The organism is Streptomyces sp. NPDC094143, assembly GCF_040303825.1.
In the GTDB taxonomy this organism is placed as follows: Bacteria; Actinomycetota; Actinomycetes; order Streptomycetales; family Streptomycetaceae; genus Streptomyces.
Genome location: NZ_JBEOTZ010000007.1, coordinates 125,643 through 149,970 on the forward strand (window position 1 = coordinate 125,643; position 24,328 = coordinate 149,970).

Here is a 24,328-nt window from a genome sequence, read left to right on the forward strand (position 1 = left end):
CGAGCCGGGGAAAGGGTGCGCAACGCGACAAAGTCTGCGTTCGGTGGCCGCACGTGGAGAACGCAGAAACTCCACTCAATTGTTCACGTTTGCCTGTGACTTGAGTCACAAGGGGCAGGAATTGTTGACCCTGTGTACCGAGTGGGGAGCGCGCTGTGATTCAGTGGCGGGGAAGCTGCCAGGGCCGTACGCCGATGAAGACCCTTGATTCTTGATTCGCTGCGAGGTACTCGGGGGGAGGGCGAGCATGGAGACCGAGTCGGAGCCCTACGTCCGCCTTGCCTCCCTGCGACAACTGCACCAGGTCATGGCCGACATGAACACGGCCCGCAGCCTGGCGGACACACTGCAGACCGTCGCGGAGGGCGTCGTCGCCGCCCTCGGGTACGAGCTGGCGTGCGTGAACCTCGTACGGCCCGACGGCGACCTCGTCGTCGCCGCCTTCGCCGGGAACCCCGCCGCCGAGGCCCTCATCACCGGCCGCGTCGGCTCGCGCGACTCCTGGGAGCGCCGCCTGGGCATGGGTGAGCACTGGGGCGACCTGGTGTTCATACCGCACACCGAGGGCTGGGTCCTCGACGACGACGACGTCCCGCAGTGGTACACCGACGGCCCCGCCCCCCGCTTCGAGGACGAGTGGCACCCGGCCGACCGGCTCTTCGCCCCGATGTACGCGCCCGGCCCGCAGGGCAACGCGGCCTGTGGCGAGCTGATCGGCGTGCTCTCCGTGGACCGGCCGCGCAACGGCCGCCGGCCCGGCGCCTGGGGTCGCGAGGCCCTGCAGATGTACGCCTTCCAGGCCGCCATCGCGATCAGCAACGCGCGCCTGCGCGCCAACATGCAGCGCGCCCTGGTCCGCCTGGAGCGCGAGCAGCAGGCGCTGCGGGCGAGCGAGGAGAGCTTCAGGCAGGCCTTCGAGTACGCCCCCTCCGGCATGGCCATCGCCGAGATGGGCGGCGACCAGCACGGCCGGATCCTGCGCACCAACGACGCCCTGTGCCGGCTGCTGGGCCGCCCCGCCTCCGCGATGCGCCGCTACTCCTTCTCCGACCTGGTCCACCCCGAGGACATAGGCACGCTGCTGCGGACCTCCGCCGAGGGGGGCCGTGCCGAGCTGCGCCTGGGCCGCCGGGACGGCACGTACGTCTGGGTCAGCCTGCGCAACAGCGTGGTCGCGGACGCCGCCGACGGCCCGCGCTTCCTGCTCACCCACGTCGAGGACATCGAGGAGCGCAAGCGCCGCGAGCTGCAGCTCGCCCACCGCGCCTCGCACGACTCGCTCACCGGTCTGCCGAACTCCGCGGAGCTGCGCTCCCGGCTCTCCGCCCGCCTGTGCCAGCGCGCCACCCCGCAGCCCGCCGTCGCCGAGTCCCACGACGCGGCCTACGGCCATCCCGCCTTCGACGTGGTGGGGCCCGGCTTCGACTTCCGGCAGGGCGTGGAGCCGTACGACGCCTACGACCACCATGTGCACACCGTCGCCCCGGACGGGGACCACGACGACGGCACCAAGGGCCTCGCCGTGCTCTTCTGCGACCTCGACGGCTTCAAGTCGATCAACGACCGGTTCGGGCACAACGCGGGTGACGCGGTGCTCATCGAGGTCGCCCGGCGGCTGAGCAACGGCGTGCGCGACGGTGACACGGTCGCCCGGCTCGGGGGTGACGAATTCGTCATCCTGGCCGACGGACTCGGCCGGGCCGACGCGCAGGACCTCGCGGTCCGCCTGCGCAACGAGATCATCCAGCCCATCCGCGCCGAGGGGCGGGCCGTCCGGGTGGGCGCCAGCTTCGGCATCGGATGGGCACACTGTGGAATGACGGCGGACGAGGTGTTGAAATCCGCTGACGAGCGGATGTACGTCGAGAAACGATCTCGTCCCAAACAACACAGACGCGCGGGGTGAACCCCAGGTCAGCGAGTTGATGCGGTCTGAGTCACCTGTTTGGGTCACTGGGAGCGGGTAGGCTCGCGTTCTCACGACCCGTACCGCATGCACCGCACCTGAATGAGGAGACCAAGGGATGACGCCCGGCAACAACGGCGCGAGCACGCCCGAGGACGACGACCCGTTCGGCTACCTCTACGCCGACGGGCAGGCCAACGGAGCCCAGCCGCCGTCCGGTGGCTACGGCTACCCGAACTCGGTCAACCGGGTACGCGCGGTCGGCACGCGTCAGTACGGTCAGCCGCAGCAGCAGGCGGTCCACGGGCAGGTCCCGCAGCAGCAGGCCGCCTACGGCCAGCCCAGCGCGCACTACGCGGCGCCGGAAACGCTGCCCGGCGGCGCGCCCACGACCCAGACGGCGATGCCGTCCGGCGGCCACGGCGGTCACGGTGGCCGGAGCGGTCGCGGGCCCAACACCAAAGGCCTGCTGATCGGCGCGATCGCGGTGGTCGCCGCGGTCGTGATCGGCATCGGCGTGGCGATGGTCGGCGGCGACAAGGACAAGGGCGAGTCGGACAACGCGGGGGGCACGGCCCCGACGCAGTCCGAGGAGCCGACCCCGACCGCTTCGGCCAGCGAGAGCGGAGCGGCCGAGGCCGAGCTCCCGGAGATCGACGCGAAGGCGCTGCGGCTGAGCCCCGGTGTCACGACGGCGTCGGACTTCAAGGGCGCGAAGGCCGACGGCGGCGTCTACGTGACGGGCTTCAACCAGGTCGGCGCCAAGGTCACCTGGACGGTGAACGGCATCGACAAGAAGGGCACCTACCGGCTCTACGTCCGCTACGGCATCCCGGGTGTCGACGCCAACGCGACCCTGCTGGTCAACGGCGAGGCCGAGTCCCGTCCCGTGAACATGAAGAACTTCGGCGGGACGCCCAAGGGAGACTGGGAAAAGGGCTGGCAGGAGACGTGGTCCAACGTCAACCTGACCAAGGGCACCAACACCATCGAGCTCGCCTGCAACGAGGGCAACCAGTGCGACGCGGTCCTCGACCAGCTGTGGCTCACCACGGAGCAGGGCTCCTAGCGGTTCAGGCCGCGCTGACCTCCCGCGTCACCGCCACCCTCGCCAGCAGTTCCTCGTACACCCCCCGGTCGAACTCCCCGGCCACCGGTGCCTGCACCGTCGCCGCCGACAGGGCCGTGGCCCGGGTCAGGCGGTCCGGCCAGGGGAGGTGTTCCGCCAGGGCCGACAGCAGGCCCGCCACCGCCGCGTCTCCGGCCCCGGTCGGATTGCCTCGCAGGGGGGCCGGTGGGGTGGCCCGCCAGCGGCCCTCGCGGGTGGCTGCCAGCAGACCGTCCGGGCCGAGGGACGCGACCCGCCAGCTCGTCCGCGTTCGGCTTGATGATGTCGGGGCGGGCCGCGACACCCCGGCGCAGCGGTTCGCCGCCGGTGTCCAGGAGGACCGGCACGCCCGCGGCTCGCGCCGTGCGGACCAGGCCCGCGTACGCGCCCACCGGCACACCCGGCGGCAGGCTGCCGCACAGGGCCACGGCCGAGACGCCGTGCAGCAGGTCCGCGTAGGCCTCCTGGAAGGCCGACCACTCGGCGGGGGTGATCGTCGGACCCGGCTCGTTCAGCTGGGTCGTGTCGCCGGTGTGCTCGTCGACCACGGCTATCGTGCGGCGGGTCGCGCCGGAGACCGGCACCAGGGCGTCCGCGAGGCCGGGGACCGCGGCGAGCCTCTCCTGGACGACCCGGCCCGTCGCCGCGCCCGTGAATCCGGTCACCGTCACCTCGTGCCCGAGCGCCGCCAGGACCCGGGCGACGTTGACGCCCTTGCCGCCGGGGCGTTCCGTCACCTCGGAGACGCGGTGGGAGGCGTGCGGCCGCAGGGACCGAACGCGGTAGGTGATGTCGAGAGCGGTGTTCAGTGTGACCGTGAGGATCACCTGGGCCGACCTCCCCCGATGCGCTGGCTGACGTGAACTGTCCGGAAGTCCGATCATGTCAAAGAGACGCCGGTCGGCCCAGTCCCGGACTCGGCCACCGTCTCCCGACTGCGGGATGGATCAGCCCAGTTGGGGACCGACCACCCATTCACCCCGGCGCATCACGCCCTTGAGCTCGTACGCGGAGTCCAGGAGCACCAGGTCGGCGGATTTCCCGGGCTCCAGTGAGCCGATCGTGTCGTCCATGCCGAGCAGGCGGGCCGGGGTGGCCGACAGCGCCGCCACCGCGTCCTCGACGGACAGGCCGTCGACGGTGACCGCCCGCTGGAAGGCCCGGTCCAGCGTGAGGGTCGAGCCGGCGATCGTGCCGTCCGCCACCAGGCGGGCCACGCCGTCGGCGACCTCCACCTCCAGGGGGCCCAGCCAGTAGCGCCCGTCGCCGAAGCCGGCCGCGTCCATCGCGTCCGTGATGAACGCGACCCGGCGGGCGCCCGCGTGGTGGAACGCCAGCTGGAGGGCTGCCGGGTGCAGGTGCGTACCGTCGTTGATCAGCTCGACCGTGATCCGCTCGTCCTCCAGGAGCGCGGTGATCGGGCCGGGGGAGCGGTGGCCGAGCGGCGGCATCGCGTTGAAGAGGTGCGTGGCGACCGTCGCGCCCGCGTCGATGGCCTCGACCGTCTGCTCGTAGGTGGCGTCGGTGTGGCCGACGGCCGCGATCACGCCGTGCTCGGCCAGCAGGCGTACGGAGTCCAGGCCGCCGGGCAGTTCGGTGGCCAGCGTGACCATCCTCGCCCGGCCCCGGGCCGCGTCGATCAGCTTGCGGACCTCCGCGGGGTCCGGGTCGCGCAGCAGATCCTCGGAGTGGGCGCCCTTGCGGCAGGGGGAGATGAACGGTCCCTCGAAGTGGATGCCGGCGATCTCGCCCTGCTCGGCGAGTTCGCTGAGCAGGCCCGCGCGCCGGGCGAGGGAGTCCAGGTCGCCCGTGACGGTGGAGGCGACCAGGGTGGTCGTGCCGTGCAGGCGGTGGGTGTGGATGCCCTTGAGGATGTCGTCGACCGAGCCGGAGGTGAAGGAGGCTCCGCCGCCGCCGTGGTTGTGCAGGTCGACGAAGCCGGGGACCACGTAGTGGCCGGTGGCGTCGATGACGTGGGCGTTTTCGGGGGCGGTGGCGGTGATGCGGGTGCCGTCGATGACCAACCGGCCGTTGTCGACGGCTCCTGTGGGGAGGACCACGGTCGCGCCGGCCAGGACCGTGGGGTGGCCGGCCGCGGCGGGGTGCGGATGCGTTGTGGCTGGTCGCGCAGTTCCCCGCGCCCCTGGGGCATCGGTCATCAGGGCGTTACCTCCATACGGTCGGTCGATGCCAGAAGATCCCAGGCCAGCAGGCCCGCCCCCAGACAACCGGCACCGTCCCCCAGCGCCGCCGGGACGATCGTCGGCTGCTTCTGGAAGGTGATGCGGCTGCGGATCGCTTCCCGCAGGGGCGTGAACAGGGTGTCTCCCGCCTCCGCCAGGCCACCGCCGATGATCAGGACGCGGGGGTCCAGCAGGGTCAGGGCCGTCACCAGGCCGTCGGCCAGGGCGTCCACGGCCTGCTGCCAGACGGCGAGCGCCCGGGGGTCGCCGGAGTCCACCGCCTTGGCGCAGTCCGCCGCGTCCGCGCCCGGGGTGCCGGCGGCCGCCGCCCAGGCCTCGCTCACGGCCGCCGCCGAGGCGAAGCGCTCCAGGCAGCCGCGCTGGCCGCAGGGGCAGGGGGCACCGCCGGGGCGTACGACGATGTGGCCGATCTCGCCCGCGAAGCCGTGCGCACCCGTCTCCACCCGGCCGTCGACGCCGATGGCGCCCGCGATGCCGGTGCCCAGCGCCACGAACAGGAACCGGTCCGCGCCCAGGCCCGCCCCGACCCGGCCCTCGGCGAGGCCGCCGGTGCGCACGTCGTGCCCGAGGGCGACCGGCACGCCCAGCCGCTCCGCCAGCAGGCCGCGCAGCGGGACGTCGCGCCAGCCGAGGTTGGCCGCGTAGACGGCGACGCCCTCGGTTTCGTCGACGATGCCGGGGACGGCCACGCCGGCGGCGGACGCGGGTGTGCCCAGCCGCTCCGTGCCGTAGGCGTGCAGCTCGGCGGCGAAGTCGAGGATGCCCGCGACGACGGCGTCCGGGCCCTGGGCGCGCCCGGTGGCCCGGCGGGCGCGGTGCAGGACCTCGCCCCGCGGCCCGGTCAGGGCGGCCTTCATCCCGGTGCCGCCCACGTCGAGGGCGATGACATGTCTCACGGGAACAGTGTGACCCGGGGACCCGCAAGAGGTCTAGTCCACTCACGTGGTGTAGACCTATTCCGAATGTCGAAAAGTTTCGGGTGTGGCACCCCGTGCCGAGTGCGGCGCGGGACGCCAGGGTTGGGGAAGAACAGCGGTGCAGCGTCGGCGAATGGCAGGAACGATCGCGGTGGCGTCCGCACTGGGCATGACGGCGGTCCTCGGGGGCTGCGGCGTCACGGGCGGCTCGGGTGACGTCACCCTGAAGCTGGTCGCCGCCGAGTACGGCGACAGCGCGGCTAACAGCTCGAAGAAGTACTGGGACAAGCTGGTCGAGGAGTACGAGGCCGACCACCCGGACGTCACGATCGACGTCAGCGTCTACTCCTGGAACGACGTCGACCGCAAGGTCCGGGGGATGGTCTCGGCCGGTGATCCGCCGGACATGGCGCAGATCGGCGCGTACGCCGACTACGCGGCGCAGGGCCGGCTGTACAAGGCCGACGAGCTGCTCTCCATACCCGTGCAGGCCGACTTCGTCGGGCAGCTGGCCTCCGCGGGCCAGGTCAAGGGCGTGCAGTACGGCATGCCGTTCGCCTCCTCCACCCGCGTGCTCTTCTACAACAAGACCCTCTTCGCCGAGGCCGGCCTCACCCCGCCCGAGAGCTGGGACGACCTGGCCGGCGCCGCCGAGGCGCTCAAGGCCGAGGGCGTGCGGTACCCCTACGCGCTGCCCCTCGGCCCCGAGGAGGCGCAGGCCGAGACCATGCAGTGGATGCTCAGCGGCGGGGGCGGCTACACCGACAGCGTCGACAGCTACGGCATCGACTCCCCGGAGAACATCGACACCTTCTCCTGGCTGAAGGACGAACTCGTCGGCAAGGACCTGACCGGGCCGGTCGCGCCGGGCGAGCTCAACCGGGCCGACGCGTTCGCCGCCTTCGCCAAGGGCCAGGTCGGCATGCTCAACGGCCACCCCTCCCTGACGAAGATCGCCGAGAGCAAGGGCGTCAAGTTCGGCATGGTGCCCACGCCCGGCAAGGAGGGCCCGAGCAAGTCCACGCTCGGTGTCGCCGACTGGATGACGGCCTTCCGCGAGCACGGCCACCGCGACCAGATCGGCGACTTCCTCGACTTCGTCTACAGCGAGAAGAACGTGCTGGCCTTCTCCCGCCGGTACGACCTGCTGCCGGTCACCGCCTCCGCGTCCGCGACCATGACCGCCGCCGAGGAGGACAAGCACCTCAGGCCGTTCCTGGAGGAGCTGCCGTCCTCGGAGCTGTACCCGGTCGGCAAGACCTCCTGGGCCGACGTCAGCGCCCAGGTCAAGACGCAGATCGGCAAGGCCGTCGCCCCCGGGGGCAGCCCTACGGGCATCCTCGGCCACCTCCAGGCGGCGGCGGTCCGGGCCGAGAGCGCGGAGTAGTCCCGCTGTCGGTGGCGGGCGTTACGGTGCCGGACATGGACGACGACACGGACGACCGGCGGCTCGGGCGCAGGGAGCGGGACATCCTCGCGCTCGAACGCCGCGGCTTTCCCGGGCCGGGCGTGAAGGAGCGGGCCATACGCGAGGAGCTGGGGCTCGCCCCGGTGCGCTACTACCAGCTCCTCAACGCCCTGCTCGACGACCCCCGGGCCCTTGCCCACGACCCGGTCACGGTCAACCGGCTGCGGCGCGTACGGGACCGGCGCCGGGCGGAACGCTGACCCCGCGGGACCGGCCTCAGCCGATCCGGCCGGCCAGCTCGCGCAGCAGGCGTACGACGCCCTCGGGGCCGTCCACCACCACGTCCGCCCGTTCCCGCAGCTCGGTCACCTCGTCGCTGCCGCTGCACACCAGCAGGCCCGGGGTCCCCTCGGCGCGCAGGGCGTCGACGGCCGCGTAGGCGGGCAGGTCGCCGAGGTCGTCGCCGGCGAAGAGGACGGACTCCGCGCCGATCTCCCGGGCGAAGGCGCGCAGGGCGACGCCCTTGTCCACGCCGGGCGGACGCAGTTCCAGGACCAGACGGCCCGGCTCGACGATCAGGCCGTGCCGCTCCGCCAGGGCGGTGAGCGGGGCGCGCAGGGCGTCGAAGGCGGCCTGCGGATCGGGGGCCCGGCGGGTGTGCACGGCCACGGCCCGGCCCTTGTCCTCCACGAAGGTCCCGGTCCCGTCGAGCAGCCCGGGCAGCTCGGCGCGGACGGCCGCCACGCCCGGGTGCGGCGCGGGGGTGCCGACCTCGCCGCTGCGGGCGTCCCACCGCTCGGCGCCGTAGTGGCCGAGGACGACGAGGTGCTCCAGGCCGGGCACGCCCGCGAAGGCGCCGTTGCGCACGGCGACCGCGGCGGGCCGGCCGGTGATCACCGCCACGGCGGCGACCTTCGGCGCGAGCGCGGCCAGCGCGGGCACGGCGTCCTCGTGGGCCCGGGCCAGCTCCGGGTCGGCGACGATCGGCGCGAGCGTCCCGTCGAAGTCCAGGCCGATCAGCGCCTTGCCGGGACGGGCGAGCAGGGCGTCCAGGCCCTCCAGGCCCGCCTTCGTGACGGGAGGGGGCAGCGGCTGCGAGGCGGGCATCGGGCCGCTCATCCCTTCAGCGCTTCCAGCTGGTCCACGAACCACCGGGCCGGCGGCAGCGCCGTGGCCGCCGCCGCGAGGCGCTTGCTGCGCTCGGCCCGCTCCTCCGGGCGCATCGACAGCGCCTCGTGCAGGGCCGCGGCCGTGCCGGTGACGTCGTACGGGTTCACCGTGATCGCGTCCTCGCCGAGCTCCTCGTGCGCCCCGGCCTCCCGGGACAGCACCAGCGCGCAGCCCGCGTCGGAGACCACCGGGACCTCCTTGGCGACCAGGTTCATGCCGTCGCGGATGGGGTTGACCAGGGCCACGTCGGCCAGCCGGTACGCGGCCAGGGAGCGGGCGAAGTCGTCCTTGACGTGCAGCACGACCGGCGTCCAGCCGGGCGTGCCGAACTCGGCGTTGATCTCGTCCGCGAGCCGCCGCACCTCGGCCGTGTAGTCCCGGTACACCGCGAGGTCCTGCCGGGAGGGGTAGGCGAAGGCGACGTGCACCACGCGCTCGCGCCACTCGCCGTGGGCCTGGAGCAGCCGCCGGTAGGCCAGCAGGCCGCGCACGATGTTCTTGGACAGCTCGGTGCGGTCGACGCGGACGATGGTGCGGCGGCCCTCGCCGATCTCCTCGCGCAGCGCGGCCATGCGCTCCTCGACGTCCGGCTCGTGCGCGCGCTCGCGCAGGAAGTCCGCGTCGGCGCCCAGTCCGTGCACGCCGATCCGCGTGCCGCCGAGCCCGCCCGCGAACCGCTCCGCGCACGCCGTGAACGCGTCCGCCCAGCGCTGGGTGAGGAAGCCCAGCCGGTCCGCGCCCAGCATGCCGCGCAGCACCTGCCCGGCCACGTCGTCCGGCAGCATCCGGAAGTACTCGGGCGGCGCCCACGGCGTGTGCGAGAAGTGGCCGATCCTGAGGTCCGGGCGCAGCTCGCGGAGCATGCCCGGCACCAGCGTCAGGTGGTAGTCCTGCACCACGACCACCGCGCCCTGCGCCGCCTCCTCGGCCAGCGCTTCGGCGAAGGCCCGGTTGTACGTCTCGTAGGACGCCCACTGGCGCCGGAACTCCGCGTCGAAGACCGGCTCCAGCGGCGTCTGGTAGAGCATGTGGTGGACGAACCACAGCACCGAGTTGGCGATGCCGTTGTACGCGTCGGCGTGCACGTCGGCCGGGATGTCCAGCATCCGCACGCCGTCCTCGCCGGCCCCGCGCCGCACCGCCTCCCGGTCGCCGTCGGACAGCGCCGAGCAGACCCACAGGGCGTCGGCGTCCGAGCCGATCGCGGAGAGCCCCGAGACCAGCCCGCCGCCGCCCCGCTTGGCGTTCAGCGAACCGTCCTCACCGACCGTGTAGGAGACCGGGCCCCGGTTGGAGGCCACCAGTACCCGTGCAGAACCGTGCGTCGAACCCATAGGCCTCAACCTAGCCCGGCCTGTAAACGCTCAAACGTACGGACTTGCCGCGTCCGGCCGAAAACGGTCCCGGTCAGGCGGCCCGCCGCGCCTGGTACTCGGCGATCTCCACCATCGGCGGGCGTTCCTCGGTGTCGACCGAGTACGTCCGCGGCTCGAAGCCGTTCCCGCCCCGCTCGAACTGCGTCAGGGACGGCCGGATCAGTTGCCCCCGGGCCAGCCGCAGCTGGGCGGTGCGGTAGATCTCGGCGGCCATCCGGCCCAGCGCCTGTCCGTCCTGGTGCCGGTGCTTGCGCACGCCGACGTCCACCTGGGCGAGGGCGTCCAGGCCCACCAGGTGCAGGGCGTCCACCAGCATGCCCAGCTCGACTCCGTACCCCACGGGGAACGGCAGCCGCTCCAGCAGCGAGCGGCGGGCCGCGTACTCCCCGCCCAGCGGCTGCACGAACCCGGCCAGCCGCGGCCAGTGCATGTTCAGCAGCGGGCGGGCCATCAGCTCGGTGACCCGGCCGCCCTGCCCGCCGGCGCCGCCGAGGGGACGGTCGTACATGCCCTTGACCAGGGCCACGTCCGGATCGGTCAGCAGCGGGCCCACGATCCCCGAGACGAAGTCGGACGAGAACTCCCGCAGGTCCGCGTCGACGAAGCAGACGATGTCGCCGCGCGTGACGAGCAGCGAGCGCCACAGCACCTCGCCCTTGCCGCGCACGGTGGGGACGCGCGGGAGTATCGCGTCGCGGTGCACCACCGTCGCGCCCGCGGCGGCGGCCACCTGGGAGGTGCGGTCGGTCGATCCCGAGTCCACGACGACCAGTTCGTCGACGAGCGGGACCTGCAGCATCAGGTCGTGCCGGATGACGGCGGCGATGTCGCCGACCGTCTCCTCCTCGTTCAGCGCGGGCAGCACCACACTGACCGTCCGGCCCGTGCGCTGCTTGGCGGCCATGATCCGGTGGAGCGGGCGTTCGTTCGCGGACCAGGAACGGGTGCTCAGCCAGCGCTCGACTTCTTCCAGCACCGTGGCGGCTCCTTAGCGTTCTCTCGGCGGGACGGAATGTGACGCGTCTCGCGGTTCGGACGACTATCTCAACTGTCCTGGTCGTCGGTTACAGTCTTGAACAACGCGGATGACCATCGCATGTCCGGGGGTCACCCGCCGCCTACAACCACATACAGCTCATCCAGAGGGGCAGAGGGAAACGGCCCGATGAAGCCCCGGCAACCCTCCAGTCGGTTCTCGTAGGTCACTGGCGACCACAGCGCGAGGCTCCCGGCTAGGGAAGGTGCCAAATCCGTCTCACGGCGAGATGCGTCGTGAGGAAGATGAGGAGAAAGGGCCTCGCCTCACATGGCTGTGCAGACTGTTGCAAGCACCACGAACTCCACCGTAGACCTCGGCCCGGCCGCCGCCCTGAGCTGCCGCGAGTGCGGTCACCGCGTGCCCCTCGGCCCGGTCTTCGCCTGCGAGGAGTGTTTCGGCCCGCTGGAGATCGCCTACGACTTCTCGGCCTACGACGCCGAGGAGCTGCGGAAGACGATCGAGGCGGGCCCCGCGAACATCTGGCGCTACGCCCCCCTGCTGCCGGTCCCGGCCGACGTGGCGGACAAGCCGAACATCAACCCGGGCTGGACCAAGCTCGTCAAGGCCGACAACCTCGCGCGCGAGCTGGGCGTCGACGCCGGCAAGCTCTTCGTCAAGGACGACTCCGGCAACCCGACGCACTCCTTCAAGGACCGCGTCGTCGCGCAGGCCCTGGAGGCCGCCCGCGCCTTCGGCTTCACCACCCTCTCCTGCTCCTCCACCGGCAACCTGGCCGGCGCGGTGGGCGCCGCCGCGGCCCGGGCCGGCTTCCGCTCGTGCGTGTTCATCCCGCACGACCTGGAGCAGGGCAAGGTCGTCATGGCCGCGGTCTACGGCGGCGAGCTCGTCGGCATCGAGGGCAACTACGACGACGTGAACCGCTTCTGCTCCGAGCTGATCGGCGACCCGGCCGGCGAGGGCTGGGGCTTCGTCAACGTCAACCTGCGGCCGTACTACGCCGAGGGCTCCAAGACGCTGGCCTACGAGATCTGCGAGCAGCTCGGCTGGCGGCTGCCGGACCAGATCGTGGTGCCCATCGCCTCGGGCTCGCAGCTCACGAAGATCGACAAGGGTCTGCAGGAGCTGATCAAGCTCGGGCTGGTCGAGGACAGGCCGTACAGGATCTTCGGTGCGCAGGCCGAGGGCTGCTCGCCGGTGTCGACGGCGTTCAAGGCCGGGCACGACGTGGTGCGGCCGCAGAAGCCGGACACGATCGCCAAGTCGCTGGCGATCGGGAACCCGGCGGACGGGCCGTACGTGCTGGACATCGCGCGGCGCACGGGCGGTGCGGTGGAGGACGTGACCGACGAGCAGGTCGTCGACGCGATCAAGGTCCTTGCCAGGACCGAGGGGATCTTCGCGGAGACCGCCGGTGGTGTGACGGTGGGCGTGACGAAGAAGCTTGTCGAGAACGGGGTTCTCGACCCCACGAAGACCACGGTCGTGCTCAACACCGGGGATGGTCTGAAGACGCTGGACGCGGTGGCGGGCACGGGGCTGACCGCGACCATTCGCCCGAGCCTGGAGTCGTTCCGGGCGGCCGGGCTCGTCTGAGCGTCGTTGTTCGCTGCGGGCCGGTGGGGGCCGGCCGCGCCCACGCGGCGGAGCCGCATGTCAGCACAGCCCCGCGCCCCCCGAGGGCGTGCCCCAGCCGTTGCCCAAGAAGAACCGGAGGACATTTCCGATGAGCGTCACCGTTCGCATCCCCACCATCCTGCGTACCTACACCGGCGGGCAGGCCGAGGTCGCCGCCGAGGGGGCGACCCTGGGCGAGGTCATCGCCGATCTGGAGAAGAACCACACCGGGATCGCCGCCCGCGTGCTGGACGACCAGGGCAAGCTGCGCCGGTTCGTCAACGTGTACGTGAACGACGACGACGTGCGGTTCGAGCAGGGGCTGGAGACGGCCACCCCGGACGGTGCCGGCGTGTCGATCATCCCGGCCGTCGCCGGAGGCTGAGCACGTCCATAACCGGTCGGCCGGCCTGATTGTTACCTGGAGTAATGCCGGTCACGGAGAGTTCATCGAATTGCCCTCACCGTGAGAGAAGCGGAGGGGGCAATTCCATGTGATTGAGCGCGGTACAGTTGGGGAACGCGATCCCGATCCTTTGATCGGCACCCCGAATTCCCGCTCCGAGCCCGACAAGATGTAGCCAAAGTGTGCGCGCCTTTCGCGGCTTTTGCGCGTTTTGTGTGGCCCGAATTGCCCTGAATTCGGGCGAACTCTCCCTACATTCCGGACCCTGTGCGTCCAGAATTCTCGTCCGATTGACCTGTTGCAGACGGCAGTTGGACAGATACATTCAGCCGCGGTCGACGCGTTCCGGCGCACGCCCCCAACCGTGGGGGGTGAGGTCTGACCCGGGTCCGCGAAGTGTGGATCTGTGCAAGGGCCAGTAATAGGGGAGTTAGGCATGGCTCAGGGCACCGTCAAGTGGTTCAACGCGGAGAAGGGGTACGGCTTCATCGCGGTCGACGGTGGTGCGGATGTTTTCGTCCACTACAGCGCGATCCAGATGGACGGCTACCGCACCCTGGAAGAGGGCCAGCGGGTCGAGTTCGAGATCTCGCAGGGCCAGAAGGGGCCGCAGGCCGACATGGTTCGCGTCTCTGCCTGAACGCGCACCACGACCAACGCGCAAGCGACCGGTCTTCTCAGAAGGGCCCGCACCCCTCGGGGTGCGGGCCCTTCGGCCTGTTCAGGGGGTGCCGGGGGGTGTTCGCCGGGGGCTGACGGACCGGCCCGATCCCCGGGAGGCGCTTGCGCCCGCCCGTCGCCCGACCGCCACCCCTCAATGAGCACCCGCTACGCGGGCGCGCCTTGCACTCTGCATGCCCGAGTGCTAATCATTGCGTTAGCACTCTGAAGGTGAGAGTGACAACGTAAGGACCGGGTCGGTGAGGCCACGGACCAGGTGGGGCAAGGAACCACCGGTCGGGGGCCGTCCGTCGCGGGCGCGGGCGCGGTCCGAAGTAATCACCCCCAGTCCTGGAGGGACCACTTCACATGGCCAAGATCATCGCGTTCGACGAGGAGGCGCGGCGCGGCCTCGAGCGCGGCATGAACCAGCTCGCGGACGCCGTGAAGGTGACGCTCGGCCCCAAGGGCCGCAACGTCGTCCTCGAGAAGAAGTGGGGCGCGCCCACGATCACCAACGATGGTGTCTCCATCGCCAAGGAGATCGAGCTCGAGGACCCGTACGAGAAGATCGGCGCCGAGCTGGTCAAGGAAGTCGCCAAGAAGACGGACGACGTCGCCGGTGACGGTACGACCACGGCGACCGTTCTCGCCCAGGCCCTGGTGCGCGAGGGTCTGCGCAACGTGGCCGCCGGTGCCAACCCCATGGCCCTCAAGCGCGGTATCGAGAAGGCCGTCGAGGCCGTCTCCGCGGCCCTGCTGGAGCAGGCGAAGGACGTCGAGACCAAGGAGCAGATCGCTTCCACGGCCTCCATCTCCGCCGCCGACACCCAGATCGGCGAGCTCATCGCCGAGGCCATGGACAAGGTCGGCAAGGAAGGCGTCATCACCGTCGAGGAGTCCCAGACCTTCGGTCTGGAGCTGGAGCTCACCGAGGGTATGCGCTTCGACAAGGGCTACATCTCGGCGTACTTCGCCACCGACATGGAGCGTATGGAGGCCGTCCTCGACGACCCGTACATCCTGATCGCCAACTCCAAGATCTCCAACGTCAAGGACCTGCTCCCGCTCCTGGAGAAGGTCATGCAGTCGGGCAAGCCGCTGCTGATCATCGCCGAGGACGTCGAGGGCGAGGCCCTGTCGACCCTGGTCGTCAACAAGATCCGCGGCACCTTCAAGTCCGTCGCCGTCAAGGCCCCGGGCTTCGGCGACCGCCGCAAGGCGATGCTGCAGGACATCGGCATCCTCACCGGCGGCGAGGTGATCTCCGAGGAGGTCGGCCTCAAGCTGGAGAACGCCACGCTCGACCTGCTGGGCAAGGCCCGCAAGGTCGTCATCACCAAGGACGAGACCACCATCGTCGACGGTGCCGGCTCCGCCGAGCAGGTCCAGGGCCGGGTCAACCAGATCCGCGCCGAGATCGAGAACAGCGACTCGGACTACGACCGCGAGAAGCTGCAGGAGCGCCTGGCGAAGCTCGCCGGCGGTGTCGCGGTCATCAAGGCCGGTGCCGCCACCGAGGTGGAGCTCAAGGAGCGCAAGCACCGCATCGAGGACGCCGTGCGCAACGCCAAGGCGGCCGTCGAGGAGGGCATCGTCGCCGGTGGTGGCGTGGCCCTGCTGCAGGCCTCCTCGGTCTTCGAGAAGCTGGACCTGGAGGGCGACGAGCTGACCGGCGCCAACGCCGTGAAGCTGGCCCTGGAGGCCCCGCTCAAGCAGATCGCCGTCAACGGTGGTCTCGAGGGTGGCGTCATCGTCGAGAAGGTGCGCAACCTGCCCGTCGGCCACGGCCTGAACGCCGCGACCGGTGAGTACGTCGACATGATCGCCGAGGGCATCATCGACCCGGCGAAGGTGACCCGTTCCGCGCTGCAGAACGCCGCCTCCATCGCCGCACTGTTCCTCACCACCGAGGCCGTCATCGCCGACAAGCCGGAGAAGGCCGCCGCGCCCGCCGGTGGCGGTATGCCGGGCGGTGACATGGACTTCTGATCGACCCGGTCGGTCAACGTCCTTTCCGAGGGCGGCACCTCCTACTGCAGGAGGTGCCGCCCTCGGGCGTGTGCGGGATCACAGGGGGCGCGGGATGGCGGAGGCGGGCCGCGTGGTTGACCCTGAGGTCCCATGCACATGCACATACTGCCTGGTATGCGCATACTGTCCGGTATCCGAAGGAGCCCCCACGTGACCGTCGCCACCTCCCGTGCCGCCGAAATCCTGTCCCGGCCCGTCGCCCTGGGCGGCCTGACCGTCCCCAACCGGATCGCCATGGCGCCGATGACGCGCATGTTCTCCCCGGGCGGCGTGCCCGGCGACGACGTCGTCTCGTACTACGCGCGCCGCGCCGCCGCCGGGGTCGGCCTGATCGTCACCGAGGGCACCTACGTCGGGCACGAGTCGGCCGGGCAGAGCGACCGGGTGCCGCGGTTCCACGGCGAGGAACAGCTCGCGGGCTGGGCGAAGGTCGCCGAGGCGGTGCACGCCGAGGGCGGCACGATCGTGCCGCAGCTGTGGCACATCGGCATGGTCCGCAAGCAGGGTGACCCGCCCGTCGCCGACGCCCCGGCCGTCGGCCCCTCCGGTATCCGCACGGACGGCACCGAGGGCACCGGCAAGATCATGACGCAGGCCGACATCGACGCCGTCGTCGGCGCGTTCGCCGAGGCCGCCGCGGCCGCCGAGCGGATCGGCTTCGACGGCGTGGAGCTGCACGGCGCCCACGGCTACCTGCTCGACCAGTTCCTCTGGGAGGGCACCAACCGCCGCACCGACGCCTACGGCGGTGACCGCGTCGCCCGCGCCAGGTTCTCGGCGGAGATCGTCGCGGCCGTCCGCGAGGCCGTCTCCCCCGGCTTCCCCGTCATCTTCCGCTACTCGCAGTGGAAGCAGGACGCCTACGACGCCCGGCTCGCCGAGACCCCGGAGGAGCTGGAGTCCATTCTGACCCCGCTGGCCGCCGCCGGTGTCGACGCCTTCCACGCCTCCACCCGCCGCTACTGGGTCCCCGAGTTCGACGACTCCGACCTGAACCTCGCCGGCTGGACCAAGAAGCTCACCGGCAAGCCCGCCATCACCGTCGGCTCGGTCGGCCTGAGCGGCGGCGACTTCCTCAAGTCCTTCCAGGGCCAGGGCTCCGAGGTCGGCGACCTCGGCAATCTCCTGGACCGCTTCGAGCGCGACGAGTTCGACATGGTCGCCGTCGGCCGCGCCCTGCTGCAGGACCCCGAGTGGGCCCGGAAGGTCCTGTCGGGCCGCTTCGACGAGCTGGCGCCGTACGACGCGACGGCGCTGAAGACCCTCAGCTGACCCCTCGGTCCGCCCCACGGGTGTCTGGATCCGGTTGCCCCGGTCAAGCACACTGGCCGAGCGCCTGATCACCGGCACCCGTGAGGAGACCCAGATGACGACGACCGAGGCCCGCCCGCCCGCGGACGGCCCCTCCGAGCGGCCCGGGCCGGTGGTGCGCACCACCGCCGGCGCGGTGCGCGGACGCCGTGAGGAAGGGCTCGCGGTCTTCCGTGGCGTCCCCTTCGCCGCGCCTGCGGTGGGCGAGGCCCGCTTCCAGGCGCCGCGCCCCGCCCGGCCCTGGGACGGCATACGGGAGGCGTACGCCTTCGGCCCGCCGCCCCCGCAGGACCTCGGCCTGATGGGCGGCCCGGGACTGTTCGACGTCCCGCAGGGCGACGACTGGCTCACGGTCAACGTCTGGACCCCCGACCCCGACCCGGCCGCCCGCCGCCCGGTGATGGTGTGGATCCACGGCGGTGCCTACAAGCTCGGCCACGCCGGCAGCCCCGGCTACGACGCCCGGCACATAGCCGTCGACGGCGACGTCGTGGTCGTCACCCTCAACTACCGCGTCGGCATGGAGGGGTTCGCCCACATCGAGGGGGCGCCCGCCAACCGCGGCCTGCTCGACCAGGTGGCCGCGCTGGAGTGGGTGCGCGACAACATCGAGGCGTTCGGCGGCGACCCGGGTCAGGTGACGGTCTTCGGTGAGTCGGCGGGCGCGGGGTCGGTGGCCTCGCTCATGGTGATGGACCGCGCGGCCGGGTTGTTCCGGCGGGCGATCGCGCAGAGCGTGCCGGGGCCGTTCTTCTCCGCCGCGCTGGCCCGGGACATCGGCACGGCCCTCGCCGCCGAGGTGGGCTTGCGCCCCACGGTCGCCGACCTGTCGGCGGTGGATCCGCGCCGGCTGACGTCGGCGGGGGAGTCGCTGGGCCCGAAGATGCCGCGGTACCTCGACCGCTGGGGCCGGGCGGCGCCCACGGTGACCCCCTTCTCCCCGGTGGTCGACGGCGAGGTCCTGCCGGCGACGCCGTGGCGGGCCCTGGCGTCCGGAGTGGCGAAGGACATCGACCTGCTCGTCGGCCACAACCGCGACGAGTACCGCCTCTTCGCCGCCCTGGCCGGGCAGCTCGGCCGGGTCACCGACGACCGGGCGGGCGCGGCCCTGCGCCTGTTCGCCCCCGGCCCCGACGGGGAAGCGGCCTACCGCGCGGCCTTCCCCGACGCCTCCCCGAGCGAGCTGTACGAACGTGTCCAGACGGACTGGCTGTTCGCCATGCCCTCCCTCCACCTGGCCGAGGCGCACCGCGCTGGCGGTGGCAGCGCGCACGTCTATGAACTGACCTGGCCGGCCCCGGGCGACGGCGGCGCGCTCGGCGCCTGCCACGGCCTGGACATCCCGCTGCTGTTCGGCACGTACGGGGCGGACCTGGGGGCGTTGCTGTTCGCGGGCGCCGAGCCGTCCCCCGAGGCCCTGGCGCTGTCGTCCCGCTTCCGCTCCTCCTGGACGACGTTCGCGAGGACGGGCGATCCGGGCTGGCCGGCCTACGACGAGGAGCGGCGGCTGGTGCAGGTGCTGGACGCGGAGCCGGTGGTCGCGCCCTACCCGGAGGAGGCGGCGCGGCGCCTGTGGGAGGGGTACGACTTCACCCCGCTGCCGCTGCTCTAGGCGCCTACAGGTTGCCCATCGGCTCGATGTCGACCCGCACCGGCGTGCCCCACACCCGCAGCACCTCGTAGTCGGTGAACTCGTGCACCAGCCGGTACGCCATGGCGGCCCGGGGCGCGCGGCGCTGGGCGGCGATGTACAGCTCGGCCTCGCGGCGGTCCCGGCGCGGGGTGCCGCACAGCTGCCAGGTCTGGCCGTTCCACAGCTCCGGCAGCCAGCGCTGCTGGGGCTGGGGGCGGTCGCCGCGCACGCCGTACCGCGACTGGACGGGCTCGGTCTGCGGCTGATGGGGAGCGGGTCCGTTGAACTCGTTGCGGCGGGCCGCCCGGCGCCGGGTCTCGCACAGCAGGCACAGGTCGGGGGCGGCCTCGTCGACCGGGCCGTTGGGATGCTCGGGGCAGCGGGTGCTGGGCGCGGCGTTCGCAACGCTCTCCTCCAGCAGGTCGAGGGCCCGCCGCAGATCCGTCCTCACCTCGTGCAGCTTGGCGTCCGGGATGTCGGCGGTGAGGGCCTCCCCGTGCTCACCGAGGAGCCGGAGGGCGCGGCCGAGTGCGGTCAGCTGGGCGTGGTTCATGCCGTCCATTGTCCCCGGTCGGCGGAATCCGCTCCCGGCGGCGCAGGTCCATCGCGGCGCGGATGCGGGCCGCGTGGTCGTGTACGGAGGGGGCGGGCAGGGGTGCGGGGGGTTGCGCGGGGGTGTTTTCGCCCCGGCAGGCGCTGCAACGACCCCCCGGCAGGGACTCCGGGCGTCCCGGCGCGCCGCAGTTCGCGCACTCCAGGACCCGCAGGGGCGGACGCGGGGCCGGTGGGGGCGGGAGCTTGCCGGTCAGGCGGGTGCGGACCAGGGCGGCGGGGTGGTGGACGGGTGTCGGCAGGCCGGCGGTGAGGGCGTGCAGGACGTCGTCCTCGGAGGCACCCCGCTCGAACCACTCTGTCACCAGCGGGGCGAGCGCCGCGCAGTCGGCCTGGGAGAGCGACAGCACGGGTGCGGAGTGGCCGAGGGCGGCCAGGAGGATGTGGGCCCGGGAGCGGGTGGGGCGCCGCGGTTCCTTCGGCACGTCGCCGCTCGTGAAGGCCGCCCACCAGTCGTCGTCCCGGGCCGTGCGGGACCACCACGATCGGGTGATCCAGCGGGAACTGCCGTCGTCGGCCGTGACGCACTCCCGACCCCGGCGCAGATGGCCCGCCTGCTGGATGCGGTTGAGGGCGGTGCTCAGGGCGCACTGGCCGTACGGGAGGTGTTTGGCCAGCGTCTTCACGGAGATGTCGGCGCCGTCGGGGAGGCGGTCGAGGTACGCGGCGATGGCGGCTTCGCGGGGTGGGAGGTGGGCGAAGTCGTGTGGTGTGGCGCGGAGTTGATCGGGAGTGGAGCGCTTGCCGTAGCCGGGGTTGGCCATGGGGTGCGCGGACGGGAGGGCAGCACTAAAGTGGGCGTCAGCCATGGGATCGGCGCTTCGATCTCGTAGGTAGGCCCCCGCAGGTGTTGGCGCACCGGGCGGGGGCCGTTGCTTATGCAGGCACGTTAGAGGTACGTGACTGTCCGTGGCAAGCCGAACGCTTCGCGTCAAATCGCGGGGCGGGAGGGCGGGTTGAGGCCCTCCTCCCATTCCTTGAAAACAGGGCTCGAAGCCCGGGTCCCGAAGCTCAGGCCGTCTCGTCCTTGAGGTTCGCGACGAAAGCGGCCCAGGCGGTGGCCCGGAACACGAGCTTCGGGCCGTGGGGGTTCTTGGAGTCGCGGACGGGGACGACAGTGGTGTGACCGTCGGCTACTTCGAGGCAGTTGCCGCCGCTGCCGCCGCTGTAGCTGGACTTGTGCCAGCGGGCCTCAGTGATGCTCCTCATGGGCGTAATCCTCCGCCATCGCCTCGATGGCGGCCAGGGAGTTCTTTGGGGAGAGCGCGCAGGCCGTGAGGAGCTGGTAGGTGAACTTCTGGTGCTTGATGACCGCCGGGTCGTCGTCCAGCCGTCCGGTGCCAACGCCTTCGAAGTAGACCAGCGGTGGGGCGTCCTCGAAGTCCATCAGCTTGACCGAGCCCTCCATCGCGGGATGCGCGCCCGCGTCGAACGGCAGCACCTGGACGATGGCCCGGCCACGGCGGCCCAGGTCCGCGAGATGGCGTAACGCCTCAGCCATCACCCCGGGTCCCCCCGTCACCCGCCGAAGTGCGGATTCGTCAAGCACCGCCCACAACAAGGGCTCTGTTGGATTGCTGAGCAGGCGGGCGCGCTCGATCCGCGCGGCCACGAGTTCCTCGATCTTCTCCTCGGGCGCCGTCGGCTGGTAGGCCCGGCAGACGGCCCGCGCGTAGTCGGGCGTCTGGAGCAGGCCGGGGATCAGGAGGGGTGCGTACTCACGGATCTCGGTGGCCTGCGCCTCCGCTTCCGCCGCCTCCGCGAAGTGCTCCGGATACCTCGACTTCGCCGCCGCCCCGCAGTGCCGCTGGAAGAAGTCCTCCGTCCCCAGCGCCTCGTCCAGCAGACGCGCGTACTCCCGCTGCATCCTGCGCGTGCCCGCCTCCAACTGCCCGATGAACGAGCCGCTCACGAACAACCGCTGGCCCAGTTCCTCCTGGCTGAGGCCGGCCTTCTCGCGGGCGTGGCGGAGTTCGGCGCCCAGGAGGGCCCGTGGGGAGGAGGACGGGTCGAGGTCCCTGGGTCCGGGCATGGGCAACTCCCTGTCGTACATATCGGGTTGTTGGACCGCCGTGTATGGCCAGGTTAGAGGCGGCTCGGACACGCTGGGTGGCGAATCGGAAACTCAGCGTGGAGGTAGGAGAACGTGCGCTCGACCGAAGAGATCGTGGAGTCGCTGCGGGACGCCCTCGCCGCAGTCGGTGTCGTGCTGCCGTCCCTGTGCGTCGACCCCGTCACGGCCGCGAGCGACGAGCCGTTCGCCCTGGTCGATCTGGGGCGGTGCAACGTACGGACGGCCGAGCATCTGACCGAGGTGCTGCGGTCGCTGCCGGTCGGGGAGGCGTTGCGGGCTCGTGTGCGGCAGGTCAACCGGGAGGCGGGCAAGCGGGCGTAGATCCAGTATCCCCTCTCCGGGGGGTGGCTGTCGCCATGCTCCGGAATGATCTTTTCGAGCCGAATGCGGCTTTAGGGTCTTGCCGACCAGACTTAGCAGTAAGGGAGTTGGACATGACCCGCGATCTGACGGCCCTGGCGGACGAGCTGACCGCGATGGCCGCCGCCGAGCACGGCATGGCCGTGGCCGGGGCCGCGCACAGCGAGGACCGGGCCGAACAGCTGGCGTGGCGGCGGCTCACCGCCCGGCACGGGGACCGGCTGAGGGAGATCATGGACGAGGTCGGCTGGCCCACCGCCGCCCTCGTCGGAGCGGACGCGGCCCGGGCCGCCTGGCTCGTCGCCCAGCACGCCGACCGGCAACTGGACGTGCAGCGGCGGGCCCTGCGGCTGATGGAGGAGGCCGTGGCGGCGGGGGAGGCCGGTGCCCGCGAGCTGGCCTTCCTGCGGGACCGCACGTATGTGAACGAGGGACGTGAGCAGGTCTACGGCACCCAGATCGCCGGTGTCACGGAGGACGGCTCGCCCATCCCCTGGCCGTGTGCCGAGCCCGAGCGCGTGGACGAACTGCGCGCGGGCGTGGGCATCGAGCCGTTCGACGAGTACGTGGCCCGGTACCGCTGATCCGGGGGTCAGTCCGTCGCCGCCGCCAGGGCCGTGCGCAGGTGTCCCTCGGACTCCTCCAGCAGGCGGGCCGCCGTCGGGCCGTCCACGTCGGCCAGGATCGTCAGGATCGCGTTCTTCACCTCGCCGTCGGTGGTGGCCAGGGCCCGCTCGATCTCCTCGTCGCCGGCACCGGTGGCGAGGGCGACGATGCGGTGGGAGCGGGCGCGGAGCTTGTCGTTGGAGGCGCGGACGTCGACCATCAGGTTCCCGTACGTCTTGCCCAGCCGGATCATCGTGATCGTCGACAGCATGTTGAGGACGAGCTTCTGCGCCGTTCCGGCCTTCAGGCGCGTGGAGCCGGTGAGGAGCTCGGGGCCGACGACGATCTCGATGCCGTGCTCGGCGGCCGCCGCGAGCGGGCTGCCGGGGTTGCAGGACAGGCCGACGGTGAGGCAGCGGCGGTCCCGGGCGTACTCGACCGCGCCGATGGCGTAGGGCGTGCGGCCGGACGCCGAGATGCCGACCACCGTGTCGTCGGGGGTCAGTCCGAAGGGCTCCAGATCGGCCCGGGCCAGCTCCCGGGAGTCCTCCGCGCCCTCGGCCGAGGTGACCACGGCCCCCGGGCCGCCCGCGATCAGGCCGACGACCCGGGAGGGATCGGTGTTGAAGGTGGGCGGGCACTCCGAGGCGTCCAGGACGCCCATCCGGCCCGCCGTGCCGGCGCCCGCGTAGACCAGGCGGCCGCCCCGGGTCATCCGCCGCGCCACGGCGTCGATCGCGGTGGCGATCTCGGGCAGCCGGGCCGCGACCGCCCCGGCGACGGTCGCGTCCTCGCCGTTCATCAGCCGCGCGATGTCCAGGGTGGGCAGCCGGTCGATGTCCGCGAGGTCCGGCCGGAAGGCCTCGGTGGTCAGGGACTCCAACTCTGCTCTGAGGTCACGGGGGTTGGAGGTGGAGGTCATGGACGGCTCTTTCCGTGTCTTTCCGGTGCTGGGCGGGGCGGCTGCCTCAGGAGCGATGCCGGTGGGCCAGCGCCTCGTACGACGCCGACAGCGCCGGCGCCGCCGTCTCGTACGTCCGCTGCGCCACCCCCACGAACAGGCAGTCCACCACGAGGAGCTGGCCGGTCCGGGACGACATCGCCGCCGGGCGCAGCTCGCTCTCGCGTGCGGTGGACGTGGTCAGGACGTGGTCGGCGTACTGCGTGACCGGGCCGTCGGGGCGGCCGGTGATCGCCACCGTCGTCGCCCCGCGCTCGAAGGCGACCCGCAGCGGCTCGATGACGTCCCCGGTCGACCCGGAGTGCGTGATGGCGATCGCCACGTCGCCCGCGCGCAGTTGCACGGCGTTGGTGACGGCCAGGTGCGGGTCGCTGTGGGCGTGCGCCACCATCCCTATGCGCAGCAGCTTCTGCGTGAGGTCCTGGGCGACCAGCCCGGACGCCCCGACCCCGTACACATCGGTGCGGCGGGCGCCGGCCAGGGCGGTGACGGCGGCGCCCAGCTGGACCGTGTCGAGCCCGGCCGCGGTGTCGGCGAGGGTCTGCTGCTCGTCGTAGGCGAGTTTGGCGACCACGTCGGCGATCGGGTCGTCCACCGCGATGTCCGTCGTGATGGCCGGGGCGCGGCCGGACTGCTGCTGGGCGGCGAGCCCGGCGAGGGCCAGGCGCAGGTCCCGGTAGCCGGGGTAGCCCAGCAGCCGGGCGGTGCGTACGACGGTCGCCTCGCTGGTGCCGGTGAGCTCGGCGAGGCCGGTGACCGTGAGGGCCGCGCAGCCGGCCGGGTCGCCCGCCACGGCCTCGGCGACACGCTGCATGGAACGCGTCATCGACGGGGCGAGTGTGCGGACCTTGGCCGCGAGGGCGGCGGGAGCGGGCGGGGTGCCACCCGTGCCGCCCGGGCCACCGCGCTCACTGGCGAAAATTTCCTTCACTCTATGGGTCACCTCTGAAAGATATTTTCGGCTCGGC

General features: G+C 71.9%; 22 protein-coding genes, 2 pseudogenes and 1 riboswitch. Of the genes and pseudogenes, 12 read left to right on the top strand and 12 right to left on the bottom strand.

What is annotated here, in order from left to right; translation table 11 throughout:
• Positions 1–247: 247 nt before the first annotated feature.
• Positions 248–1,906: a diguanylate cyclase CdgB gene (gene cdgB, locus ABTZ58_RS12070; RefSeq protein ID WP_351354041.1), complete on the top strand. Its 1,659-nt coding sequence runs from the start codon at positions 248–250 to the stop codon at positions 1,904–1,906.
• A 118-nt stretch (positions 1,907–2,024) separates the two neighbouring features.
• On the top strand, positions 2,025–2,975 hold the full coding sequence (locus ABTZ58_RS12075; RefSeq protein WP_351354044.1) for a carbohydrate-binding protein: 951 nt from the start codon (positions 2,025–2,027) through the stop codon (positions 2,973–2,975).
• 4 nt (positions 2,976–2,979) lie between these two features.
• Here ABTZ58_RS12075 and ABTZ58_RS12080 read toward each other — a convergent pair.
• The 3 genes and pseudogenes from ABTZ58_RS12080 to ABTZ58_RS12090 all read right to left on the bottom strand — a co-directional run bounded on the left by ABTZ58_RS12080 (position 2,980) and on the right by ABTZ58_RS12090 (position 6,114).
• A pseudogene (locus ABTZ58_RS12080) lies at positions 2,980–3,841 on the bottom strand (1-phosphofructokinase family hexose kinase).
• A gap of 120 nt (positions 3,842–3,961) precedes the next feature.
• Complete coding sequence (nagA, locus tag ABTZ58_RS12085; protein WP_351354047.1) at positions 3,962–5,173, bottom strand: N-acetylglucosamine-6-phosphate deacetylase; 1,212 nt, start codon at positions 5,171–5,173, stop codon at positions 3,962–3,964.
• Positions 5,173–6,114 (bottom strand): ROK family protein, encoded by a 942-nt coding sequence (locus ABTZ58_RS12090; protein WP_351354050.1) that lies wholly within the window; start codon positions 6,112–6,114, stop codon positions 5,173–5,175. The genes nagA and ABTZ58_RS12090 overlap by 1 nt, the downstream gene beginning before the upstream one ends.
• Before the next feature lie 154 nt (positions 6,115–6,268).
• Between ABTZ58_RS12090 and ABTZ58_RS12095 the strand changes: the two genes are divergently transcribed.
• Positions 6,269–7,522 carry an ABC transporter substrate-binding protein gene (locus tag ABTZ58_RS12095; RefSeq protein WP_351354053.1) on the top strand — a complete coding sequence of 418 codons (1,254 nt, stop codon included), beginning with the start codon at positions 6,269–6,271 and terminating at the stop codon, positions 7,520–7,522.
• A 35-nt stretch (positions 7,523–7,557) separates the two neighbouring features.
• Positions 7,558–7,803 (top strand): DUF3263 domain-containing protein, encoded by a 246-nt coding sequence (locus tag ABTZ58_RS12100; RefSeq protein WP_309097252.1) that lies wholly within the window; start codon positions 7,558–7,560, stop codon positions 7,801–7,803.
• A gap of 16 nt (positions 7,804–7,819) precedes the next feature.
• Here the strand turns inward: ABTZ58_RS12100 and otsB are convergent, their stop codons facing one another.
• The 3 genes from otsB to ABTZ58_RS12115 all read right to left on the bottom strand — a co-directional run bounded on the left by otsB (position 7,820) and on the right by ABTZ58_RS12115 (position 11,065).
• Complete coding sequence (otsB, locus tag ABTZ58_RS12105) at positions 7,820–8,650, bottom strand: trehalose-phosphatase (protein WP_351354057.1); 831 nt, start codon at positions 8,648–8,650, stop codon at positions 7,820–7,822.
• 8 nt (positions 8,651–8,658) lie between these two features.
• Entirely contained in the window at positions 8,659–10,047 is a 1,389-nt protein-coding gene (locus ABTZ58_RS12110) for an alpha,alpha-trehalose-phosphate synthase (UDP-forming) (RefSeq protein ID WP_351354060.1), read from the bottom strand.
• A gap of 73 nt (positions 10,048–10,120) precedes the next feature.
• Entirely contained in the window at positions 10,121–11,065 is a 945-nt protein-coding gene (locus ABTZ58_RS12115) for a glucosyl-3-phosphoglycerate synthase (RefSeq protein WP_351354063.1), read from the bottom strand.
• A 156-nt stretch (positions 11,066–11,221) separates the two neighbouring features.
• Positions 11,222–11,377: riboswitch (SAM riboswitch) on the top strand.
• A gap of 18 nt (positions 11,378–11,395) precedes the next feature.
• On the opposite strand from ABTZ58_RS12115, the gene thrC reads away from it, so the two are divergent.
• The 6 genes from thrC to ABTZ58_RS12145 all read left to right on the top strand — a co-directional run bounded on the left by thrC (position 11,396) and on the right by ABTZ58_RS12145 (position 18,726).
• Positions 11,396–12,682 carry a threonine synthase gene (gene thrC / locus ABTZ58_RS12120; RefSeq protein WP_351354066.1) on the top strand — a complete coding sequence of 429 codons (1,287 nt, stop codon included), beginning with the start codon at positions 11,396–11,398 and terminating at the stop codon, positions 12,680–12,682.
• Between the two features lie 130 nt (positions 12,683–12,812).
• The gene (locus ABTZ58_RS12125) at positions 12,813–13,088 is read left to right on the top strand and encodes a ubiquitin-like small modifier protein 1 (RefSeq protein WP_010035955.1); all 276 of its coding nucleotides are present in this window, start codon (positions 12,813–12,815) and stop codon (positions 13,086–13,088) included.
• Positions 13,089–13,545: 457 nt separating this feature from the next.
• Complete coding sequence (locus ABTZ58_RS12130; RefSeq protein ID WP_010035953.1) at positions 13,546–13,749, top strand: cold-shock protein; 204 nt, start codon at positions 13,546–13,548, stop codon at positions 13,747–13,749.
• A 389-nt stretch (positions 13,750–14,138) separates the two neighbouring features.
• Positions 14,139–15,761 carry a chaperonin GroEL gene (gene groL, locus ABTZ58_RS12135; RefSeq protein WP_351354070.1) on the top strand — a complete coding sequence of 541 codons (1,623 nt, stop codon included), beginning with the start codon at positions 14,139–14,141 and terminating at the stop codon, positions 15,759–15,761.
• 156 nt (positions 15,762–15,917) lie between these two features.
• Entirely contained in the window at positions 15,918–17,075 is a 1,158-nt protein-coding gene (locus tag ABTZ58_RS12140) for an NADH:flavin oxidoreductase (protein ID WP_502996054.1), read from the top strand.
• A 94-nt stretch (positions 17,076–17,169) separates the two neighbouring features.
• On the top strand, positions 17,170–18,726 hold the full coding sequence (locus ABTZ58_RS12145; RefSeq protein ID WP_351354076.1) for a carboxylesterase/lipase family protein: 1,557 nt from the start codon (positions 17,170–17,172) through the stop codon (positions 18,724–18,726).
• A gap of 4 nt (positions 18,727–18,730) precedes the next feature.
• Here the strand turns inward: ABTZ58_RS12145 and ABTZ58_RS12150 are convergent, their stop codons facing one another.
• The 4 genes from ABTZ58_RS12150 to ABTZ58_RS12165 all read right to left on the bottom strand — a co-directional run bounded on the left by ABTZ58_RS12150 (position 18,731) and on the right by ABTZ58_RS12165 (position 21,391).
• The gene (locus tag ABTZ58_RS12150; RefSeq protein WP_351354079.1) at positions 18,731–19,300 is read right to left on the bottom strand and encodes a hypothetical protein; all 570 of its coding nucleotides are present in this window, start codon (positions 19,298–19,300) and stop codon (positions 18,731–18,733) included.
• Positions 19,248–20,123: a hypothetical protein gene (locus ABTZ58_RS12155; RefSeq protein WP_351354082.1), complete on the bottom strand. Its 876-nt coding sequence runs from the start codon at positions 20,121–20,123 to the stop codon at positions 19,248–19,250. The genes ABTZ58_RS12150 and ABTZ58_RS12155 overlap by 53 nt, the downstream gene beginning before the upstream one ends.
• A 247-nt stretch (positions 20,124–20,370) precedes the next feature.
• Positions 20,371–20,568 (bottom strand): DUF397 domain-containing protein, encoded by a 198-nt coding sequence (locus ABTZ58_RS12160; RefSeq protein WP_309096062.1) that lies wholly within the window; start codon positions 20,566–20,568, stop codon positions 20,371–20,373.
• On the bottom strand, positions 20,552–21,391 hold the full coding sequence (locus ABTZ58_RS12165) for a helix-turn-helix domain-containing protein (RefSeq protein WP_351354086.1): 840 nt from the start codon (positions 21,389–21,391) through the stop codon (positions 20,552–20,554). The genes ABTZ58_RS12160 and ABTZ58_RS12165 overlap by 17 nt, the downstream gene beginning before the upstream one ends.
• Before the next feature lie 114 nt (positions 21,392–21,505).
• Between ABTZ58_RS12165 and ABTZ58_RS12170 the strand changes: the two are divergent.
• Both ABTZ58_RS12170 and ABTZ58_RS12175 read left to right on the top strand, forming a co-directional pair.
• Positions 21,506–21,697: pseudogene (locus ABTZ58_RS12170) on the top strand (hypothetical protein); the annotation flags it as partial.
• A gap of 170 nt (positions 21,698–21,867) precedes the next feature.
• Positions 21,868–22,377 (top strand): DUF6624 domain-containing protein, encoded by a 510-nt coding sequence (locus tag ABTZ58_RS12175; protein ID WP_351354089.1) that lies wholly within the window; start codon positions 21,868–21,870, stop codon positions 22,375–22,377.
• Between the two features lie 8 nt (positions 22,378–22,385).
• Here the strand turns inward: ABTZ58_RS12175 and murQ are convergent, their stop codons facing one another.
• On the bottom strand, positions 22,386–23,321 hold the full coding sequence (gene murQ, locus ABTZ58_RS12180; protein WP_351354092.1) for an N-acetylmuramic acid 6-phosphate etherase: 936 nt from the start codon (positions 23,319–23,321) through the stop codon (positions 22,386–22,388).
• 46 nt (positions 23,322–23,367) lie between these two features.
• Positions 23,368–24,303 (bottom strand): MurR/RpiR family transcriptional regulator, encoded by a 936-nt coding sequence (locus tag ABTZ58_RS12185; RefSeq protein WP_351354095.1) that lies wholly within the window; start codon positions 24,301–24,303, stop codon positions 23,368–23,370.
• Positions 24,304–24,328: the final 25 nt, after the last annotated feature.

Coding starts and splice junctions, on each gene's coding strand:
- ABTZ58_RS12155 (WP_351354082.1), bottom strand. CDS start 20,123: ATGGCCAACCCCGGCTACGGCAAGCGCTCCACTCCCGATCAACTCCGC.
- ABTZ58_RS12175 (WP_351354089.1), top strand. CDS start 21,868: ATGACCCGCGATCTGACGGCCCTGGCGGACGAGCTGACCGCGATGGCC.
- groL (WP_351354070.1), top strand. CDS start 14,139: ATGGCCAAGATCATCGCGTTCGACGAGGAGGCGCGGCGCGGCCTCGAG.
- ABTZ58_RS12145 (WP_351354076.1), top strand. CDS start 17,170: ATGACGACGACCGAGGCCCGCCCGCCCGCGGACGGCCCCTCCGAGCGG.
- ABTZ58_RS12095 (WP_351354053.1), top strand. CDS start 6,269: ATGGCAGGAACGATCGCGGTGGCGTCCGCACTGGGCATGACGGCGGTC.
- ABTZ58_RS12110 (WP_351354060.1), bottom strand. CDS start 10,047: ATGGGTTCGACGCACGGTTCTGCACGGGTACTGGTGGCCTCCAACCGG.
- ABTZ58_RS12140 (WP_502996054.1), top strand. CDS start 15,918: ATGCGCATACTGTCCGGTATCCGAAGGAGCCCCCACGTGACCGTCGCC.
- ABTZ58_RS12130 (WP_010035953.1), top strand. CDS start 13,546: ATGGCTCAGGGCACCGTCAAGTGGTTCAACGCGGAGAAGGGGTACGGC.
- ABTZ58_RS12165 (WP_351354086.1), bottom strand. CDS start 21,391: ATGCCCGGACCCAGGGACCTCGACCCGTCCTCCTCCCCACGGGCCCTC.
- cdgB (WP_351354041.1), top strand. CDS start 248: ATGGAGACCGAGTCGGAGCCCTACGTCCGCCTTGCCTCCCTGCGACAA.
- ABTZ58_RS12150 (WP_351354079.1), bottom strand. CDS start 19,300: ATGAACCACGCCCAGCTGACCGCACTCGGCCGCGCCCTCCGGCTCCTC.
- ABTZ58_RS12075 (WP_351354044.1), top strand. CDS start 2,025: ATGACGCCCGGCAACAACGGCGCGAGCACGCCCGAGGACGACGACCCG.
- nagA (WP_351354047.1), bottom strand. CDS start 5,173: ATGACCGATGCCCCAGGGGCGCGGGGAACTGCGCGACCAGCCACAACG.
- ABTZ58_RS12160 (WP_309096062.1), bottom strand. CDS start 20,568: ATGAGGAGCATCACTGAGGCCCGCTGGCACAAGTCCAGCTACAGCGGC.
- thrC (WP_351354066.1), top strand. CDS start 11,396: ATGGCTGTGCAGACTGTTGCAAGCACCACGAACTCCACCGTAGACCTC.
- ABTZ58_RS12125 (WP_010035955.1), top strand. CDS start 12,813: ATGAGCGTCACCGTTCGCATCCCCACCATCCTGCGTACCTACACCGGC.
- otsB (WP_351354057.1), bottom strand. CDS start 8,650: ATGCCCGCCTCGCAGCCGCTGCCCCCTCCCGTCACGAAGGCGGGCCTG.
- murQ (WP_351354092.1), bottom strand. CDS start 23,321: ATGACCTCCACCTCCAACCCCCGTGACCTCAGAGCAGAGTTGGAGTCC.
- ABTZ58_RS12100 (WP_309097252.1), top strand. CDS start 7,558: ATGGACGACGACACGGACGACCGGCGGCTCGGGCGCAGGGAGCGGGAC.